Raw genomic sequence first — 19,227 nt, forward strand, 5'->3', positions numbered from 1 at the left:
TTTTGGCCGGGTTCATAGAATAATCGAAATCGATGACTTACTATCCGAATAATCCGTATCAGCAACCGCGAGAGCCCGCAGGGCTTTCGACGGCTTCGCTCGTGCTGGGCATCCTCTCGATGCTCGGCTTCTGCATAATCATCCTAGTTCCCTTGGCCGGGGTAATCACCGGCCATCTGGCCCAGCGCCGTGAACCGTCAAGCCGCGGGCTGAGTTTGGCCGGCTTGATTACCTCGTGGGTCGGCCTGGTGATCGCGGTATTGCTTTATGCGTTCATCATCTGGTTGGTTGTTTTCTCCGTCGGGGTGATCGAGAACTACGAAGTCGACTATTCGGGCCTGAGCGAGTTCGCCTAGGCCGCTGGTATTCATCAAGCTTCCGAGTTAGCATAACGATATTCGTTGTTAACGACTATCGATAGGATCGGCCATGTTGGGCTCAGCCTTCGGACTCGCAGCAGTCCTCGCTATTGGGGCTCTCGCCCTGCTGCTCATCGTGGTTTTCGGCTCGAAGCGTGGGCCCTCGGTTGTTGCTTTCACCCGCATCGTAGCGATCATCGGACTTGTCGGAGTCGGGGTAACCACGATCGCGTCAGCTGCCGTCTTGATCTTCGGCGGCCCGGTTGAAGTCTTGGTTCCGGTGGTGCCATATTGGCCGGAATACCCAAACGTCACGGACGTGACTCCGGAACACGGCGAAGCTGTCGCCGCGGAAATCAACGAAGTGCTGGTGACCGCGAGCAACCTGAGCCTGGGTGTCCGCCTGCTGCTCGCCTCCGGGGCCATCTTCGAGGGGCTGGCCGGCTGCGCGGTGATTCTCGCGGTGATCCTGTTATGCAACCGGCTTCGCGCCGGGGTGGCGTTTACCCCGCGGTTGCGCCGCGCCGGCTGGCTAGTAGCGGCGATCCTTGCCCTGGGCAATACCCTCGGGCAATTCTTGAATGGCTTTGGCAGTAGCCTTGCCGGTGAAGAAACCCTGCGGATCGACGGATTCACCAGCGCGGCTCAAGAATTTAGCGCCGCCACCCCCTGGCCCGAACCGACCTTCGCGATCTACTTCGAATTCGGTGCGCTGTTCTTGGCTCTGGGCATTCTGGTGGTCGCCGAGCTCGTCACCGTTGGCCTGACGCTGACTACGCAGAACCAGCGTCTCCAAGCAGATACAGATGGGCTGGTGTAGGCCCATGGGCAGCGTGCATTGCAGGCTTGGTGACTTGCTCGCGGAGCGAGGGATGACCCTCGCACGGCTCAGTGAGCTCGTCGATGTCTCGGTGGTGAATCTATCGATTCTCAAGAATGACCGAGCGAAGGCGATCCGCTACTCCACTCTCGTCGCGATCTGCCAAGCGCTCGACTGCGAGATCGGCGAACTGCTGGTCTTGGCTTAAAACGAAGGCAGGCCCCCGCATGGATGCGGAGGCCTGCCAAAAATTCGGAGCTTAGAGCACCGAGCCCATGAGCTTCTTCAGCGCCGGGGTGGCCGCGATCATTGCCACGCCCAGCACGATGGCGGTGCCGCCCATCGCGAGGAAGTACGGGATTTCGTTGCCCGCAACATAGTAGCCTGCCAGCACGCCCGAAAGCGTGGTGCCCAGGGATACCGAGAGGAAGAACAGCGCGATCATCTGCGTCCCGAACGCCGCCGGAGCCAGCTTGGTGGCAACCGCCTGCCCGATCGGGGAGAGCAGCAGCTCGGCGATGGTGCACAGCAACAGGATGCCGACCATCGCAAGCAGCGGAGTCATCTCCAGGGATTCGAGCGGGATGAAGCACAAGAACGCGGCACCCACGACGACCAGAGCCAGGCCGAATTTCACCGAGGTGCGCGGCTGGCGCTTGCCCAGCTTGGTCCACATGGCGGCGAACACGCTGGCTAGCAAGATGATGAATACCGGGTTGATCGACTGCACCCAGCTCGCCGGCATCTCCCAGCCGCCCAGGGTGCGATCCAAGCGGCTATCGGAGTAGGCCGCGATGAAGGTGAACTGCTGCTGGAACAGCGCCCAGAAGGCCGCCGAGCCGATGTAGAACGGGATGAACGCCCAGACGTGCTTGCGTTCGACGGCGCTGACCTTCTTGCTGCGCAGGATCAATACGAAGTACACCACGCTGGCGGCGATCACCACGTAGGCGATGGTGCTTGCAAGGTTTGCCGGGGTGACGATCTTCAGCGCGAAGACGAGCACGATCACCGCCAAGATCCCCGCGAAGATGCCCGCGTAGCGCTTGCGCTCGTTGGCCGGCAGCGGGTTGGCCACCTGCCCCGCGGTGTCCGGGAGGTTCTTGCGCCCCTTGGTGTAGATAATCAGTCCGAGGGCCATGCCGACGGCCGCGGCGCCAAAACCGTAATGGAAGCCGAGCTTCTGGTGCAGCAGGCCGGTCAGCAGCGGGCCGAGCAGACCGCCGATGTTCACGCCCATGTAGAACAGCGAGAAGCCCGCGTCGATGCGCGAGTCTTCCTTGGAGTACAGCGAACCGACCAAGGCCACCGCGTTGGCCTTCAATCCGCCGGAGCCGACGGCCACCAGGATCAGGCCCAAGGTCAGTCCAAGGTAGCCCGGCAGCAGCGCCAGGGCGACGTGGCCGGCCATAATGCCGATCGCCGAGAAGAACAGCACCCGTTCGGAGCCGAAGAGGCGGTCCGAGAGCCAGGCGCCAAGAATTGTGGACAGGTAGACGGCGCCGCCGTAGGCGCCGACGAGCGACAGCGCCAAGCTTTGATCCATGCCCAGGCCACCATCGGTGACCGAGTAGTACATGTAGTAGGCCAGCAGAGCCTGCATGCCGTAGAAGGAGAAGCGCTCCCACATTTCGACACTAAAGAGGTTTGCGAGCGCACGCGGATGGCCAAAGAAAGTTTTATTGGTACCCGGGGTGCTCGAAGTAACAGTAGACATGCGTAACATTTTTCGCTTTTCCTTGGGCAAGTGCCCACTTTTGCGATCTATTTCACATGTTACCCATACTGCTGGTAACGGTAAATTTCCCGGCTCACTTGCCCAATTGTTTGGCCAACGCCAAAAGCAGTCCCTCATCGGCGCGCGGCGAGATCAGCTGGACGCTCATCGGCATTCCGGAGCTCGAATTCGTGATCGGAACCGTGATTGCGGCGACCGAGGAGACGTTCACCATCGAGGTATAGGGGGTGTACTGGCACTGCAGCATATAGTCGGTATCCGCATCCTTGCGGGTGAAATAGCCAATCTCCGGCGGAGTCGAAGCCATCGCCGGGGTGAGGATCACGTCATGGGCGGACCATTGTCGCACAAAATCCGCAGCGATCTGCTTCAGCCGGGATGCCGCCTGCAGGCTCACCTCGAGGCTGCGCGCGGTGGAGCGCCGGCGGAAGTCTCTGGCCAACTCGCCGAGCAGGCTCTCATCGTCGACCGGAATATTGCGCAATCCATTGGTCCACACCCGGGCGAAGGTTTCCGGGTAGTCGCCCGCGTAGTGAAGATCCGCCGGTTCCACCCGGTGCCTGGCCTCCAGCAGCCGCTTGGCGCGTTCGAAGGCCTCGCGCGCGGGCGCCTGCAGGGTGATCGGGTAGGCGCTTTCGAAGGGGGAGAGGGTGCTGTAGCCGATGCGCAACCCCTTGAGCCTTTCGGGGTAGCTGCCGCGCAGCAGCGGCAGAAAGTGGTCGCTGCCGCGCATCGCATCGAGCAGCATCGCCGCATCCAAGGCATCGTGGGCCAACGGTCCGGAAACCGTCATCTTCGGTGCGCCGAACGCGTCCAGGTAGCCGTCGACCACGTCGCTGGGCACCCGGCCCAGCGAGGGCTTGAGCCCCACCAGGCCGCAGGCTGCGGCGGGGATCCGCACCGACCCGCCGCCATCGGAGCCCGGGCCTACGGGAATCATCCCGGCGGCGACCGCCGCCGCCTGGCCGCCGGAGGAACCCCCTGAGGTCAGCCGCGGATCCAGGGGATTGCGCGAGGGCGGAGCGACGAGATTTTCCGAGTAGCTGCTCAGTCCGAATTCCGGAACCTGCGTCTTGCCGGTGATCACCACGCCCTCGGAGCGCAACCGCGCGACCAGCGGGTGATCCGCCGTCGCGAGCTGGTGCTCCATAGCGGCGGATCCGTAGGTGGTGGGCATGCCGGCCACCTCGTTCAGGTCCTTGAATGCCGAAGGCAGCCCGTGCAACCGGCCGATCTGCCCGCGCACCTGCTTCTCATCGGCCGCCGCCGCCGCATCCATCGCGTCGGGAGACACGTACACAAATGCGCCAAGCGAGTCGAGCTCATCGATGCGACGCAGATAGTGTTCGGTCACCTCGCGGCTGGAACGCTCTCCACTGGCCAGCTCATCACGCAATTTCAGGGCGGATCTCGTCTTCATATCTGCTTTCGAGGCGGGGAATGACTAGTCTTATAAGCAAACACCCAACCAGAGAGGAATGCCAACCATGAGCGACTTTGAGACTGTTCAGGTCACCGACGTACCGAAGGACGCGTTGATTCTCGACGTGCGCGAGGACTTCGAGTGGGAGGCCGGCCGCGCCGTTGGAGCCAAGCACATCGTGCTCGGCGAGCTGCCGACCCGCGTGGAAGAGCTGGACCCGGATGTTGACACCTACGTCATCTGCCGCACCGGTGGACGCTCGGCGCAGGCGGCGGCCTGGCTGACCGGCCTGGGCTACACGGCGTTCAACATCGCCGGTGGCTCGGACGCGTGGCTCGAAGCCAAGCTCCCGATGGAAGCGGATAACGGTCAGGAACCCACCGTTCGATGAAATACGCCTATTTAGGCCCTGCCGGAACTTTCACCGAGGCGGCACTTTTGCAGGTTCCCGGGGCGCTCGATTCCGAGCGCATTCCGGCCAGCAGCGTTAATAGCGCATTGGCGATGGTCCGCGAGGGCAGTGCCGACGCCGCGATGGTGCCGATCGAGAACTCGGTGGAGGGCGGCGTGTCGGCCACCCTGGACGCCATCGCCGCCGGAGAATCCCTGCAGATCGTCGCCGAGGTGCTGGTGCCGATCAGCTTCGTGCTGGCGGTCCGGGCGAATATCGGCGCGCTGGAGCAGATCCGCGAAATTTCCACGCACGGGCACGCTTGGGCGCAATGCCGGTTGTGGGCCGAAGCGAATATCCCGGCCGCGGTTTTCACCCCGGCTGCTTCCACGGCCGCCGGCGCGCTGGGACTGCTGGACCCGGAGCAGCACCACGACGCGGCGATCTGCTCACCGCTGGTTGCCGAGGCGCGCGGCCTGAAGGTGCTGGTGCGTGGCGTGGAAGACAACGCCGGGGCGGTCACCCGTTTTATCCTGGTCACCTCGCCGGGGGCGATCCCGGCGCCGACGGGTGTGGATAAGTCGACGCTGATTCTGCCGCTTTCCGAGGACCGGCCGGGCGCGTTGATGGGAATTCTGGAGCAATTCACCGCGCGCGGGGTCAACCTCTCGCGCATCGAATCCCGCCCCACCGGCGCGGGCCTGGGGCGCTACTTCTTCTCCGTCGACGTCGAGGGGCACATCGCCGAAGAGCGCGTCTCCGCGGCCCTTGCCGGGTTGCACCGGCTCTGCCCGGAGCTGCGCTTCTTGGGGTCCTACCCGGCGGCGCAGGGCACCCGCCCGTTCATCGACACGCACAATTCAGACGGTGCGTTCAGCGATGCCCGGGACTGGGTGCTCAAGCTGAAGGCCCGCCTCTAGGGCGTGCGAATGCGCAGCGAGGACGGGTTGACCGAGACCTGCAGCTCGTTGACCTGGCCGGTTGGATCCCCGTCGATCTGCGTGTTCATCGGTTCCACGCAGCGCAATGAGATGTCGGTGCTCTGGTAGAAGCTCATCACCGGGATCTTGTTGCGCGAGCGGAATGCGGTCTTCAACAGGATCCAGCCCCACCCGGCGGCCGAACGCGGCGAGAGCACCACCGCGTCGAGCACCCCGTCGTCGATCTTCGCATCCGGGACAAAGTCCACGCCCTGCAGCTTGCCGCAGTTGGCGAAGAGCACCGAGCGGACCTTACGGGTCTGCCAGGCGTCGTCGTTGGAGAGCTTGATCTCGACCTTTTTGCGCCGCCCGGGCAGCTGGCGCAGCCCGGCCTCCGAGTAGGCAAGCCAGCCGACCTTGGATTTCAGCTCCTCGTCGGTGTCGTCGAACAGGTCCGCGTCGGTACCCACCCCGGCGATCACCAAGAACGCGTGGTCCGCGCTGCTGCCATCCAGCAGTTTCAGCTTCATATGGCCCACGTCGATGCGTCGCACCATGCCGCGCACGGCGACCAGCGCCGCGGTGTGCAGGTCGTCGAGCGGCACCTCGACGTTTCGGGCCAGCAGGTTGCCGGTGCCCAGCGGCAGCAACCCGAGAGTCGTTTCGGTGCCTTCGAGTACTTCTGCGACGGCGCGAATCGTGCCGTCGCCACCGGCGGCAATAATTGTGTCGCATCCGGCATCGAGCGCATTTTGGGCGGCTTCTTGACCCGCGTTCTCCGGTGTCGTTTCGAAAACCAGCGGCTCTTCGAGGCCGGCCTCGGCACACACGTGGGCCACCGCATCACGCGCTTCGTCGGCACCTGACTTGGATGGATTGATGACCAGCCCAACCTTCTTCGACTCGGATTGCTCCTTCGCCGAAGGGTGCTGGCTCATCGGTTTCCCGTCCTGAGAAAGCTTACGCACGGAATACCCGGTTACGGCCGCGAGCACAGCTGCGGCACCGGCTACGGATAATAAGATCACGCGGTTTCTCTGCATAGTGCTCTCATCGTACTCAAGATTGCTACGCTTAAGATGTGATCGACCTGAAAATGCTCACCGATAATCCGGATAAGTACCGCGCCTCGCAACGCGCGCGCGGTGCCGACGAAGCGCTGATTGACCAGCTGATTGAGGCTGACTCGGCGCGTCGCGAAACCATAGCCACCTACGAACGCCTGCGCGCAGAGCAGAATGCGTTCTCCAAGAAGGTTGGCGCCGCCAAGGGCGAGGAACGTGCAGCACTGCTTGCGGAGGTCAAGGAGCTTGCGGTGGCCGTCAAGGCTGCCCAGGCTTCCTCCGACGAAGCGGCCGCTACCTGCACCTCCTTGCAGCGCTCCATCCCAAACCTGATCATCGACGGTATCCCAGCCGGCGGTGAAGACGACTTCGCCCTGGTGAAGACCGTCGGCACCCCGCGCGACTTCGCCGCCGAAGGCTTCGAACCGCTGGACCATCTGCAGATCGCCGAGAAGCTCGGCGCGATCGACATGGAACGCGGTGCGAAGGTCTCCGGATCACGCTTCTACTTCCTGAAGGGCATCGGCGCGCGCCTGGAAATCGCGATGATGAACATGGCGCTGGAGCTCGCGGTCGAACGCGAATTCATTCCAATGATCACCCCGACCCTAGTCCGCCCGGAAACCATGCAGGGTACCGGCTTCGACGTCGAACACGACGATGAGATCTACAAGCTGGAACGTGACGACCTGTATCTGGTCGGCACTTCAGAGGTCGCGCTGGCCGGTTACCATGCCAACGAGATCATGGACCTGACCGAAGGCTCGATTCGCTACGCCGGCTGGTCGACTTGTTACCGCCGCGAGGCCGGTTCCGCGGGCAAGGACACCCGTGGCATCATCCGCGTGCACCAGTTCAATAAGCTCGAAATGTTCATTTACACCACGGTTGACCAGGCCGAGGCGGAACACGAGCGTCTGCTGGCGATGGAGGAGGAAATGCTCAAGCGCATGGAGCTTCCATACCGTGTCATCGACACCGCCGCCGGGGATCTGGGGATGAGTGCGGCGCGTAAGTTTGACTGCGAGGCTTGGGTGCCATCGCAGGAGACCTTCCGCGAGCTGACCTCGACCTCGAACTGCACGACCTTCCAGTCCCGCCGGTTGAATATCCGCGAACGCGAGATCGTCGACGGCAAGCCTGGCAAGACCCGCGCGGTAGCCACCCTGAACGGCACACTCGCCACGACCCGTTGGATCGTTGCGATTCTGGAAAACCACCAGAACGCGGATGGCACGGTCAACGTGCCTAAGGCGCTGCAACCCTACCTGGGTGGGCTTGAAGTCCTGAAGTAAGCTAATCGACCGGCCCCGCAAAGGCCGGTCGATTGTCTTTTAATCCGCAGTTCACCTGCCATTGTGCCGTGGATCATCGCAATATCCACGCAGCGGTGGTTCACTTGAATCATGACTATTTTGACTAAGACCGGCAACGACGACCGGCTGCAGAACGAAAAGTTGATGATTTGCCTGGATGTCGACGGGACGATCGTCAATCACCAAGGTTTGATGAGCGCCCGGGTGCGCGACGTTGCCCGCGCGGTGGTGTCCGCCGGGCATGAGGTCGTGATCTCCACCGGGCGTTCGCTCGGTGCGGCACTGCCTATTATGAGCGAGCTAGGCATCGACCACGGCTTTGTCGTGGCCAGCAACGGTGGCGTGCTCGCCCGCGTGCAGGGCGAGAAGGTAGAAGTACTGCACCGCGAGGTCTTTGACCCGTCGCTCGCACTGGCGGCGTTGATGCGTCAGCTGCCGAACGCGAAATATGCGGTGGAGAATGAACGCGGTGAATTCTTGTCCAGCGATGTTTTTACCGATGCGAGTTTTGGTGCCGAATCCAAGGTCGTTGACTTTGACGAATTGCTACGCAGCAGGGCTGTCCGCGTGGTGGTCTTCTCCACCGATGCGACGGCCGAAGACTTCGGCCAGGCCGTGCACGGTCTGGGCCTTTCCGGCGTCACCTACTCGGTGGGTTGGACCGCATGGTTGGATATCGCCGCCGAGGGTGTCACCAAGGCCAGTGGGCTTGAGCGGTTGCGCACCGAGCTGAAGTTCGAATCGGCTCAATCAATCGCTGTGGGCGATGGTCGTAACGACATTGAGATGCTCCAGTGGGCCGGCCTCGGGGTCGCGATGGGCCAAGCCCCCGACGAGGTCAAAATCGTCGCAGACGAGGTAACCGCTTCGGTGGACGAAGATGGTTTGGCGATCGTTCTAGAACGGCTGTTGCAGCGCTAGCTGGGAGTAAGCACTGCCTACGGAGCGTGGGCTATGGTCCGGGACCGCTGGATTCCTGATTTATCAGCCGGAGCTTGACGCCTCGCACCCATTTTGAATCACGCAGTAGTTGCGGAAATGGTTTGTGCAGGTATCCGGTCGCCGGCGGGGCCGTCGATAGATACATCATCGAGGAGCCCGGGTTCACTCGCATGGTGTGCGGTCCCTTGAGCGCTACGACTTCAAGCCAACCGGGTTTTTCTTTGGCCTTATTGCAGGTCGGGCAGCGCCCTGCCGCATTGTCGCTATCCGTAGGGCCGCCTAGGTGATGCTGAAGTACGTGGTCGGTCTCTTCGACCAGCCCATCGCAGAATGGGGTGCGGCAGTGCCGGTCTCGAATCCTCACGAAGCGGCGAAGCTTTTCGGGGAAGGCGCGGGCCTTGGAGTCCATTGCGATCAATTCCCCGTCCCCTGGGGCGGTGTAGAGTCGCGTCACGTCGACCAGGGTCTCTAGGCGATCCAGATGCTCCTGAGCTTTGGCGGATTCCATTTCGGCGAAACTCTGCTCATTGCCAATGGAATTTCCGGCGATTAGTTCCCGCGCGTATTGCGGCGGAACGTATCCGTAGCCTTCCATATAGGCCGGTTCGCGTTCGCCGAGGAGGAGGGTCTTATCGGTCATGATCAGCCCGACGTGCAGTTGCAACGGCAACTTCTCCGGCCGGCCGGCCAGCAAGTAGGTGCAGAGCAGGTCGGCTTTGATCTGCTCCCTGGTACGCAGATCGCCTTGTTTCTTCAGACGGAATGACTCTTGGCGCAGATGCATTTGCAGTGCTGTGCCGGCGACGACGGGCAAGGTGCCGCTGATGCGTACGCAGTTCTTTCCTTTGGAGAAGCGGACATGGCGTTTGGTGTCCGCTTGCTTCATTTTCCGGCACTGATCATCTGAGGCATGGGCCAAGGTGAAGCGTTGCACCGTGTCGGTGAGCTGTTTGGGGCCTTGGGACTCGAACATGTCCGGGTTGTCACGGAAGGTGGCGTCGAATTCGGTCCGGCGTTCGGCTTTGACCTCTTGCAGGGGCGTAAGAACCGCCAGGACTTGGGCTTCGGTGAGTTCGCCGCGAGAGAAGCACTCTGCGAGGTAGGGGGTATCTTCGGCCAAGATCCGGCAGTTGACCAGATAACTGCGGTATCCGTTGGGTGACTGCTTCCGGGCCAAGGCGATCGTACTGGCCGCTCCCCGGGTGAGATCGGCGGAGCAGGTTCCCTGGAACTCATGCTGGCGCACAACTTCCTTTTCGACTTGGTGCGAGAGGGCCGCCTGGTGATAGCGGTAGCTGGAGATGAGCTCTTCGAGTTCCTCAATGGCTTGGGCGCATTCCGCTTCGCTGCCGTGTTCTTCGATCCACGCCAGTTTGCTCTGCAGCCGACCCATCAGCGATTCGAGATCCTGATGCAGCGCCGGTGTTGGTGGGCGATGTCGTCGCACCATTGCTTCGGACATACTATAATTCTACCGCATTAGTTCGAAAATGTCTTCGAATATAGTGGTTTTAATGCTGATCGGCGAGCTCCAGCAGCCTTGCGATGCCACCACGGGCGTCGATCTCATCGTGGTAGCCGGAGCGCACGATCGCGGCGGAGACCGCCTGCGGGGTGATGTCCAGGACCTCGGCGATGGCCTTCTGCTGGCCGCGCACACCGGGGGTCAGCAGGTCGACCACCGCCCATTCGGCCTCGGTGCGGGTGCGCACCGAATGGCCGAGCAGGCGCAGCAGGCCTTCGAGCTCGAGGTCCAGGTCCGGATCGCCGCAGGAGACGCTGATCGGCACGCGTTCCCCGCGGTGCGTGGCGGCCTCCAGCGCACCCAGGGCGCGGCGCTGGGCGATGCCCTCAATGAGGTCGGCTTGGTCCGGGACCGGCTCATAGAGCGTGCCTATCCCTAGGCCGATGTGGCAGAAATTCAACCGGGCGCAACGCATGATCGCGTCGATAGCCGACTGTGCGTCATGCGGCACTCCAAGCAAGAGCTGGCCGCTGAGCGCCATGAACGGTGCATGGGCGTGCACGTGCTCTAGTTGGTCCCAGAGGAGTTCGGCGGCCGCCTGCACGTCGGTGACGGAGCGCGGCTTCGGGCTGAGCGCAAGGACAAACATGATTCAAGTATTGCCTGAGCCGGTGGTTTTGTCGTGCAACCGGCGAAAATGACGATCGCGAGGCGCTGGCCGCCGGCCACGTGGACCTTGTAGTGCTTGACCTCGACGGGACGAGCCGAATCGGAGTACATGGTTCAAGCATTGCTTGAGTTGGTGGTTTTGCAGTGCAACCGGGGAGCGCGACATATGCTTTCCGCAGGGTCGCCGCGGGGCATATATTGGGTCTTGTCTGCTGAAAGGGAGCCCCATGGACGCCGCACGCAAGGTATTGGCCGAACTCGACCCGGAACTGGAATGGATCCATGAGACCTATCGTGACCTGCATCGGCATCCGGAATTGAGCCTGGAGGAAACCCGCACCTCGGCGCTGGTGGTCCGCAAGCTGGAAGAGTTCGGCTACCGGGTGCATCGGGTGGGCGGCACCGGGGTGGTCGGCGTGCTGGACAACGGCCCCGGGCGCACCGTGCTGGCCCGCGCGGAGATGGATGCACTGCCGGTGCGCGAGGCCACCGGGCTGGACTACGCCTCGGAAAATGACGGGGTGATGCACGCCTGCGGGCACGATGTGCACGTCGCGGCCCTGCTGGGCGCCGCGAAGCTGCTGGCCGACCACCGCGAACAGTGGGCCGGCACGTACCTTGCGCTCTTCCAGCCGGCCGAGGAGACCGCGCAGGGCTCCGCGGCGATGCTCGCCGACGGGTTGGCGGACAAGATCCCCGCCCCCGATGTGGCCTTCGCCCAGCATGTGATGGCGCAGCCGGCCGGGACGCTGCAGACCATCGCCGGTCCGGTGCTTTCGGCCGGGGACTCGATCCGCATCACCGTGCACGGCCAGGGGGCACACGGTTCGATGCCGCAGCTGTCGGTTGACCCGGTGGTGCTGGCCGCGGCGATCGTGCTGCGCCTGCAGTCGGTGGTCTCCCGCGAGGTGCAGCCCGGCGAATTCGCGGTGCTGACCATCGGCTCGGTGCAGGTGGGCACGAAGTCCAATATCATCGCGGACAAGGCAACGCTGCTGCTGAACCTGCGCAGCTACGACAACGCGGTGCGCGAAACGCTGATCGCCGCGGTGGAGCGGATCGTCCGCGGGGAGTGCGCGGCGGCCGGCTCCCCGGTGGAACCCGAGTTCGAGTACTACGACCAGTTCCCGCTGACCGCCAACGACGAGGCGGTCACCGCGCGGGTGAGCGCGGCCTTCGAAGCGTATTTCGGCCACGTGGGCAACGCCAGCCGGCAGAGCGCCTCGGAGGACTTCAGCCGGATCCCCGACGCGTTCGGCGTGCCCTACAGCTACTGGCTGCTCGGCGGAATGGACCCGCAGGCCTACGCGGAAGGCAAGGCGGCGGCGAACCATTCGCCGCATTTCGCCCCGCTGATCGAGCCGACCCTGGCCCGCGGCGTGGAAGCCATGGTCATCGCGGCGCTGGGCGAACTGGCCTCAGATCCGCGCGCCGGTGGCGCCTAGCTTGATGATGGTGAAGCGGAAGAAGAACTGCGTGGCGGGACCGATGAGCAGCGCATAGGCCACCGTGCCCAGGCCCACCGGGCCGCCGAGCAGCCAGCCGATGCCCAGCACCAGCAGCTCGATGCTGGTGCGCACCAGCCGGATGCTCAACCCGGTGCGCAGGTGCAGCCCGGTCATCAACCCGTCGCGCGGCCCGGCGCCGAAGTGGCTGCCGATGTACATCGCACCGCCCAGCCCGTTGATTGCGATCGCGCCGAGCAGCGTGAGGATCTGCCAGCCCAGCCCGGAGACCTGCGGAAGGATGAGCAGAAAGAGGTCCAGGGCCAGGCCGATGACAAAGACATTGGCCACGGTGCCGATCCCCGGCCACTGCTTCATCGGGATCCAGGTCAGCAGCATCAGAACGCCCACGAGGATCACCACGGTGCCCAAGGACAGCGGTACGTGGTGGGTGATGCCCAGGTGGAAGACGTTCCACGGGTCCACGCCCAGATCGGCGCGCACCATCAGCGCCATCGCCAACGCGAAGAGCAGCAGCCCGCCGAACAGGTTCGCCAGGCGCAGCGGGACCCGGCCGGCGGCAAACTGCTGGCGCGGGGATAGGTTCGTCAAGCTCATAGGCTCAACGGTAGCCAGTGCCGGGCCTAGCCGCGAAAGCGGAGGCCCAACAAGTACTCGGTGAGCGACTCGACCAGCTCCGCCAGGCCCAGAGCGCTGCGCTGCCCGGCGGCGTCATCGGTCTCCGCGCCAACCAGCGCCCGCGCGTTGCCGGGGCGCCATGCGGGGACGTGGATAAATTGCGCCGGGATCCCCAAACCGTAGGCGTGGTAGGCGATATGGTTGCACAAGAACCTGCCGGCATCCTCGCTGACCCGAAGTTGACTAGGTGTTTCCAGCGTTGCTTCGCGGCGGTGTGCACCGTTGGGGGCAATGCGCTCGCCGGCCGGTTGGTGGCCGTCGTTATCGGCGATGCGCGCATTGTTCTCGTTGACCGCCCAGCGCTCCAGATTGATCTCGGTGCGTCCGCCGGCCTCGCCGAGCAGCACCAGCGCGTCGGGCTGGTGTGTGCGAAGTAACTCGCCCAGGGTCGGGAATGCGCGGGAGAAGGACACCGGCAGGAGTCCGGTCACGATCTGGTGTTCGCCGGCCGTGGCCGGCAGCCGGCGCACGATCTCGGCGCTGGCGTTGTGGGTGTCGGTTCCGAAGGGCTCAAAGCCGGTGACCAGGATGCGCATGGGTTGCCGTTCAGCTCTGCCCGGCATCCGCGTAGGAACACCAGCGTTCGCGGACCTCGTCGCTCAGTTCCTGCCAGGCCGGGGCATCGGGCATCATCAGCCCGTTCAGTGTCTTGAGCCGGCTTTCATACAGTGCCTGGCCGGCGAGCTCGCGTTCGGTATCCACGGCTCCGAGTATCGCCTACCCGCACGGTGCGGTGCAATCCTTGACACGTTGCGCGTCTTCGCTACGGAGCCACGCGCCGGCGTCGGCGCGCCCGGGAGCGAGCGTTTCGGGCCAGTGAACCGACCAGGTGCTCCAAGGGGCCCTGGGCGAGCCCCGAAACGTTCTTCCAAAGTACCGCGAACAGCAGTGCGCCGCCGATCTGCAGGGAGCAGGAGATCGCCGGATGCTGCGCGCCCAAGCCGGTGGCCAGCAACAGCAGGTGCAGCGTGTAGAGCGTGAGCGTCATCGAGCCGAGGATGCCCAGCGGGCGCAGCAGCCAGGCGACTCGTTGGCCGAGCATCAGGGCGACGGCGAAAACCAGCAGCGCGACGCCAAGGGTGTTGAGCGTTTCGAAGAGCATATTCGAGTGCGGGGCGAGCGCCACCTGCCACCAGGCGGAATCTAGCGGAACCCCTGAGGGCAGCCCGAAGCTCAGTGATTCATCGACCTCGGCGGCGCTCAGCCAACCTTCGGTCGACTTGATCAGCGCAGACCTGCCGCCCAAGGGGCCGAGCAGCAGCGCCGAGCTGGCCCAGGTTGCTAGCCAGAGGCCCAGCCCGGTCAGCAGCAGGCGCAGTTGCAGATCCTTGGAGCGTAAGTTCAGCGTGCCTAGTGCCATGCCGGCGCAGATATAGCTCATCCACGGCACCGCCGGGTAGGTTCCGGTGAACAGCAGTGCGCTGAGCGTCGCCCCGGGTTCGGTGAAGAGTGTGGTCAGCGACGGATCGATGCCATCCAGGTGGGGCAGCGAAGCGCCCAGCTGCCAAGTGAAAATGGTGCCTAGGGTAGCAAAGCCCAGGCACGCGAAGCCGAGGGTTGCCGCGCTGCGTGAGACCCACGGGATGGCCAGGGCAAACATCACCCCGTAATAGCCGAGGATGATGAACGCAGGCATATCGATGAGCGCCAGCAGCAGGCCCAAACAGAGCATGAATGCCGCGCGGGTAGCTAGCGCGGCCCGCGCCCCGGCCAGTTCGAGCGCCGATTGGCCCGCAGTTCTTGCGCCCAGGCTCAGGCCGACCCCGGCTAGCAGCGCGAACAGGGCCGCGGAGGTGCCCGCGGCGATCCGCCAGATCAGCGTGGGTTCGAAGGCTTCGCTGCTGGCTGGCAGCACGTGGATGGCGATCATGCCCAACAGGGCTAGGCCGCGGGCCGCGTCGATCCCCGCGAGCCGCGACTGCGGCGCCGGGTTCGGGGCGCGCTCGATCTGCTGGTGCATGTGATAACTCTCCAAATTCGATGTGGGGAAGCGGTTCAGGACCAGCTGCGGATCGGGTTGCCGCGCCAACGCCCGTTGGCGGGAACCTGTTCCGAGCGCATCACCAGCGAGCAGGGGCCGATTGCCGCCGCATCGCCAATCCGGCTACCGGGCAGGATCACCCCGTTCGGTGCCAATGTTGCCTGCGCGCCGAGGTGCACCTCCTCCAGGCGCATAATGCGGTCATGGAAGAGATGGGTCTGCAGCACGGTGCCGCGGTTGATGCTTGCTCCGTCGCCGATGCTGATCAGGTCCTGCTCCGGCAGCCACCAGGTTTCGCACCAGACTCGGCGGCCAATGCGCGCGCCGAGCAGGCGAAACCATAAATTGAGCATCGGGGTGCCCAGGCTCATGCGCACCACTCCCGCCACGGCCAGCGACTCGCTGAATACGTCTGCCAGCTCGTTGCGCCAGATGAACGAGGTCCACAGCGGATGTTCCTCGGCCCGGAAACGGCCGACCAGCGCCCACTTGGCGATGAGTGCGGTCAATGCGGCGATGCTCGCCGAGCCCAGCAGCACCGGACCGGACAGCAGCAAGGTGAGTGCCAGCCCGGACCGGTCGAAGATCTCCGAGAGTATCCAGACGGTGCCCAGCGCCAGCCAGCTGGTGATGAGCATCGGCAAGATGCGGCAAAGCTCGACCAGGGCGCGGGCGGCCATCAGCCCTCGCGATGGATTGTAGGTCAGCGCGGATTCGGCGTTGTCTATCGGGCGGGGCAGTTCCATGGCCGGGCGGCCAAACCAGTTTGACGCGACCGGCATGTCCTGCGGAGCCGACGAGAGCACGGCGATCAGCGAATCGGCCGGCACCACGGTGTCCGGCCCGACGATGGCCGAGTTGCCCACAAAGGACTTCGCCCCGACCGTTGCCTGCCCCAGCTGCAGCCACTGGCCGCGAACTCGCCGATGGGAGGCCAACGAGTGATCGGCCATGAAGCAGCGGTCGCCCAGCGTGGTCAGGTGCGGGATGGTTTCCAGGGTGGAGATTTCGGTGTGCGCCCCGACCTTGGCGCCGAGCATCCGCAGCCACAGCGGGGTGATGATGCTTGCGTAGATCGGGTACAGGGACATCAGCGACTTGGCCAGCAGCAGGTTGCTCAGCCAGCAGGCCCAGGCGGTGAGGCCGTGGGCGCTGTGGAAGCCGGGAGTCAGCAAGCGGGCCAGCAGCCGGACGCTGAGCGCGGTGAGGCCGGCGAAGCTGAGCACCATCAGCACGATGAACACCGGTGCCCAAGCGGCCAGCTGCCAGAGCACTTCGCCCAGCGCGGAGCCGCCATCGATCAGCGAGAACAGGAGCAGCCCGCCGGGCAGCACCGAGAGCATCGGGAGCAGGGCCAGATAGCCCAGGCCCAGCGCGTAGAGCCCGCCGAGGCCGACGCGGAAGCCGTGGCGCGGTGCGCGGGGCTCGGCCTGCGGCCAGCTATCGCCTGCGACGCCTGCATATTCCAGCGGGGAGCCCGAGACGAGCTCATTGGGCCCAACCGTTCCGTCCACGCTGCTGCCGCCCTCGATCTCCGCCCCGTTGCCGATCCGCGCGCCGGGGTTAATAGTTGAACGGGTGCCGATGCGCACCCGCTGGCCGATGTCGATCTGCCCGATGCGCAGAGTGTCCCCGTCGAGCCAATGCCCGGCGAGGTCAACCTCGTATTCGATGGCCGTGTCCGAGCCGATGCGGGCCAGCCCGGTGACGGGAGGCATGGCGTCGAGGTGCACATTCTTGCCGATCTTATTGCCCAGGGCGCGGGCGTACCACGGTGCCAGCGGCGTGCCCATCAGCGCTTCGACTTTTGCGAAGGTCACGATGCGCTCCACCGCCCAAAGGCGCAGATGCACGCCGCCGCCGCGCCGGTATGCACCGGCGTGCACCCCGGCGAGCAGCAGGCGGGCCGAAACCACGACCAGCAGCACCCGGAAGGGCAAGGTGTAGAGCACCACCCAGGCCGCCAGGAGCGGGATCAGCGGCGGGTTGGGAACCCAGCTGGCATCCATGAAGTTGAACAGGATCCAGCACACCAATGCCATGCCGGTGACGTAGCGCAAACCGATGATCGAGTACAGGGCACCGATGACTGGTGCCTGCACCAACCCGATCCACCATCCGGTTGGCCGCTGTTCGCGGACCGTTGCCTCGGTGGTTCCCTGGGCATCCAGATGTGCCGCCAGCGCGCCGAGGGTGGGCCGGTTATAGATATCGGCGATGGACGCCTGCCGGTGGCGGGTGCGCAGCACGCCAACCAGTTGGGCCGCCGCCACGCTGGCGCCGCCTGCGGCGAAGAAGTCGCTGTCCGCATCCAAAGCCACCGGGCCGAGCCGCTCGGTCCAGATCTCGGCAACCCAGCCTTCGGTGCCGGTGAGCCGATGCCCAATCGGTTCTTCCGTGGCGCCATGGAGCGGCCAGGGCAACCCCTTGCGGTCCACCTTGCCGGAGGTTTTCAGCGGCAGCTCGGCGACCTGCCCCAGCGCGGGGACCAGCTGGGCGGGCAGGAATTCGGCGAGCCGGGATCGGCAGGCCGCCAGGTCGAGGGCGGCGCCGGCGTCGGGAACCAGATAGCCGGCCAGCACCTTATTTCCGCTCGGGGTGGACTGCACCGCCGCGGCCGCTTGGGCCACGCCGGGCAGCGCCGCCAACGCCTCGTCGATCTCGCCGAGTTCCACGCGGCGCCCGCCGAGCTTGACCTGCTCGTCGGCGCGGCCCACAAAAAGCAGCCCGTCGCGCTCGGCGCGGACCATATCCCCGCTACGGTAGGCCCGCTCCCAGCCCAGGGTCGGCATCGGGGCAAACTTCTGCGCGTCCTTCTGCGGGTCGAGGTAGCGTCCCAGGCCCACGCCGCCGATGATCAGCTCACCCTCCGAGCCCCAGGGCACCGGAAAGCCTTCGGCGTCAACCACGGCCAGGTCCCAGCCGCGCAGCGGCAAGCCGATGCTGACCGGACCACCGCCAGCCACGGGCGCTCCGCAGGCGATCACCGTGGCTTCGGTCGGCCCGTAGGTGTTCCAAACCTCGCGGGTCGGACCGGCCAGGCGCTCGACCAGCTCCGGCGGGAGCGCTTCGCCGCCGAAAATCAGCAGGCGGATATTCTCCAGGGTTTCCGCCGGCCACAGGGCTGCGAGCGTGGGAACGGTGGAGACCACGGTGACCTTGCGCTCGCCGAGCCAGTCGCCGAGGTCGGCGCCGGAGCGCACGATGTCCCGCGGCGCCGGAACCAGGCAGGCCCCGTGGCGCCAGGCGAGCCACATTTCCTCGCAGGAGGCGTCAAAGGCGACAGAAAGTCCGGCCAGCACCCGGTCCCCGCGGGTCAGCGGGGCATCCTGGAGGAACATCTCGGCCTCCGCATCGGCCCAGGCGGCCGCCGATCGGTGGGTGATGGCCACGCCCTTGGGCTTTCCGGTGGAACCGGAGGTGAAGATGATCCACGCGTCATCGACCGGGGTGGGAAACGGGCTATAACCTTGCGTGCGCACTCCCGCGCGGTGGGTGATGGCCAGGTTCTCGCCGATGACCACGCAGACTCCGGCTTCCTCCCACACCGTGGTGGCGCGATCCTCGGGCTCGTCGGCGTCTACCGGGACGTAGGCCGCCCCGGCGAAGAGGGTGCCCAAAATGGCGACGTAGAGATTCTTGGAACCCGAAGGCACCCGCACCCCGACGCGGTCCCCGGCGCCGATGTCCATGGCCCACAGTCGTTTGGCTAATTCTTCGGTTTCAACACGCAACTGGGCGTAGCTCAGCGCACAGGTTCCGTCGTCGAGGGCCAGCGCCGAAGGGTAGACCTCCATGGTCGTGGTGATGATATCGACCAGGGTCCGCGCGGGAGCCGGTGCGGTGCTCGCAAAGAGTGCTGTTTCGCTGTCCGCCGGATTCTCGACTATCGAGGAGTCAAATTTGTGTGCTGCCGGAATAACGTCCGACGAGGCGCCGGAGCGCGCGGAATAGTCCCAATCGATCAATTTTCCCCCAAGGATCATTGTTATGTT

General features: G+C 64.7%; 18 protein-coding genes. 8 read left to right on the plus strand and 10 right to left on the minus strand.

Annotated features, from left to right (window positions below; all coding sequences use genetic code 11):
• Positions 1-32: 32 nt before the first annotated feature.
• From CQ015_RS15380 to CQ015_RS15390, 3 genes are all read left to right on the plus strand, one after another.
• Positions 33-356 (plus strand): DUF4190 domain-containing protein, encoded by a 324-nt coding sequence (locus tag CQ015_RS15380; protein ID WP_105554094.1) that lies wholly within the window; start codon positions 33-35, stop codon positions 354-356.
• Positions 357-429: 73 nt separating this feature from the next.
• Entirely contained in the window at positions 430-1,179 is a 750-nt protein-coding gene (locus CQ015_RS15385; RefSeq protein ID WP_105650557.1) for a hypothetical protein, read from the plus strand.
• Entirely contained in the window at positions 1,166-1,387 is a 222-nt protein-coding gene (locus CQ015_RS15390; RefSeq protein ID WP_096282964.1) for a helix-turn-helix transcriptional regulator, read from the plus strand. Before CQ015_RS15385 ends, CQ015_RS15390 begins: the two co-directional genes overlap by 14 nt.
• A 51-nt stretch (positions 1,388-1,438) precedes the next feature.
• Here CQ015_RS15390 and CQ015_RS15395 read toward each other — a convergent pair whose 3' ends face one another.
• Together CQ015_RS15395 and CQ015_RS15400 are read right to left on the minus strand one after the other, a co-directional pair.
• A complete protein-coding gene (locus CQ015_RS15395; protein ID WP_096282965.1) occupies positions 1,439-2,896 on the minus strand; it encodes a peptide MFS transporter in 1,458 nt (485 codons plus the stop codon).
• Positions 2,897-2,990: 94 nt separating this feature from the next.
• On the minus strand, positions 2,991-4,337 hold the full coding sequence (locus CQ015_RS15400) for an amidase (protein ID WP_105650558.1): 1,347 nt from the start codon (positions 4,335-4,337) through the stop codon (positions 2,991-2,993).
• A gap of 67 nt (positions 4,338-4,404) precedes the next feature.
• Between CQ015_RS15400 and CQ015_RS15405 the strand changes: the two genes are divergently transcribed.
• Together CQ015_RS15405 and pheA are read left to right on the plus strand one after the other, a co-directional pair.
• Positions 4,405-4,731 carry a rhodanese-like domain-containing protein gene (locus CQ015_RS15405; RefSeq protein WP_096282967.1) on the plus strand — a complete coding sequence of 109 codons (327 nt, stop codon included), beginning with the start codon at positions 4,405-4,407 and terminating at the stop codon, positions 4,729-4,731.
• A complete protein-coding gene (gene pheA / locus CQ015_RS15410; protein WP_105554095.1) occupies positions 4,728-5,651 on the plus strand; it encodes a prephenate dehydratase in 924 nt (307 codons plus the stop codon). Before CQ015_RS15405 ends, pheA begins: the two co-directional genes overlap by 4 nt.
• Here pheA and CQ015_RS15415 read toward each other — a convergent pair.
• Positions 5,648-6,679 carry a diacylglycerol kinase family protein gene (locus CQ015_RS15415; protein ID WP_258141579.1) on the minus strand — a complete coding sequence of 344 codons (1,032 nt, stop codon included), beginning with the start codon at positions 6,677-6,679 and terminating at the stop codon, positions 5,648-5,650. The two genes, pheA and CQ015_RS15415, sit on opposite strands and share 4 nt — an antisense overlap.
• Positions 6,680-6,732: 53 nt before the next feature.
• Between CQ015_RS15415 and serS the strand changes: the two genes are divergently transcribed.
• Positions 6,733-8,010, plus strand: coding sequence for a serine--tRNA ligase (gene serS / locus CQ015_RS15420; RefSeq protein WP_105650560.1), 1,278 nt, complete (start codon positions 6,733-6,735; stop codon positions 8,008-8,010).
• A 111-nt stretch (positions 8,011-8,121) separates the two neighbouring features.
• Positions 8,122-8,952, plus strand: coding sequence for an HAD family hydrolase (locus tag CQ015_RS15425; RefSeq protein WP_096282971.1), 831 nt, complete (start codon positions 8,122-8,124; stop codon positions 8,950-8,952).
• A gap of 31 nt (positions 8,953-8,983) precedes the next feature.
• Here the strand turns inward: CQ015_RS15425 and CQ015_RS15430 are convergent, their stop codons facing one another.
• Together CQ015_RS15430 and CQ015_RS15435 are read right to left on the minus strand one after the other, a co-directional pair.
• A complete protein-coding gene (locus tag CQ015_RS15430) occupies positions 8,984-10,435 on the minus strand; it encodes an HNH endonuclease (protein WP_105650561.1) in 1,452 nt (483 codons plus the stop codon).
• A gap of 49 nt (positions 10,436-10,484) precedes the next feature.
• The gene (locus CQ015_RS15435) at positions 10,485-11,087 is read right to left on the minus strand and encodes a hypothetical protein (protein WP_096282973.1); all 603 of its coding nucleotides are present in this window, start codon (positions 11,085-11,087) and stop codon (positions 10,485-10,487) included.
• A 247-nt stretch (positions 11,088-11,334) separates the two neighbouring features.
• Between CQ015_RS15435 and CQ015_RS15440 the strand changes: the two genes are divergently transcribed.
• A complete protein-coding gene (locus CQ015_RS15440) occupies positions 11,335-12,552 on the plus strand; it encodes an amidohydrolase (RefSeq protein WP_105650562.1) in 1,218 nt (405 codons plus the stop codon).
• On the opposite strand, the gene CQ015_RS15445 is transcribed toward CQ015_RS15440, so the two are convergent.
• The 5 genes from CQ015_RS15445 to CQ015_RS15460 all read right to left on the minus strand — a co-directional run bounded on the left by CQ015_RS15445 (position 12,526) and on the right by CQ015_RS15460 (position 19,218).
• A complete protein-coding gene (locus CQ015_RS15445) occupies positions 12,526-13,170 on the minus strand; it encodes a YitT family protein (RefSeq protein WP_105650563.1) in 645 nt (214 codons plus the stop codon). The genes CQ015_RS15440 and CQ015_RS15445 overlap by 27 nt on opposite strands.
• A gap of 26 nt (positions 13,171-13,196) precedes the next feature.
• Positions 13,197-13,787 (minus strand): pyroglutamyl-peptidase I, encoded by a 591-nt coding sequence (locus tag CQ015_RS15450; protein ID WP_181148306.1) that lies wholly within the window; start codon positions 13,785-13,787, stop codon positions 13,197-13,199.
• A 10-nt stretch (positions 13,788-13,797) separates the two neighbouring features.
• Positions 13,798-13,953 (minus strand): hypothetical protein, encoded by a 156-nt coding sequence (locus tag CQ015_RS19045; protein WP_181148305.1) that lies wholly within the window; start codon positions 13,951-13,953, stop codon positions 13,798-13,800.
• A gap of 61 nt (positions 13,954-14,014) precedes the next feature.
• Positions 14,015-15,211, minus strand: a complete 1,197-nt coding sequence (locus CQ015_RS15455) for a heparan-alpha-glucosaminide N-acetyltransferase domain-containing protein (protein ID WP_105554103.1) — start codon at positions 15,209-15,211, stop codon at positions 14,015-14,017.
• A 35-nt stretch (positions 15,212-15,246) separates the two neighbouring features.
• Positions 15,247-19,218, minus strand: a complete 3,972-nt coding sequence (locus tag CQ015_RS15460) for a Pls/PosA family non-ribosomal peptide synthetase (RefSeq protein ID WP_105650564.1) — start codon at positions 19,216-19,218, stop codon at positions 15,247-15,249.
• Positions 19,219-19,227: the final 9 nt, after the last annotated feature.

It is taken from the genome of Arthrobacter sp. MYb221, assembly GCF_002979835.1.
Classification (GTDB): domain Bacteria; phylum Actinomycetota; class Actinomycetes; order Actinomycetales; family Micrococcaceae; genus Glutamicibacter.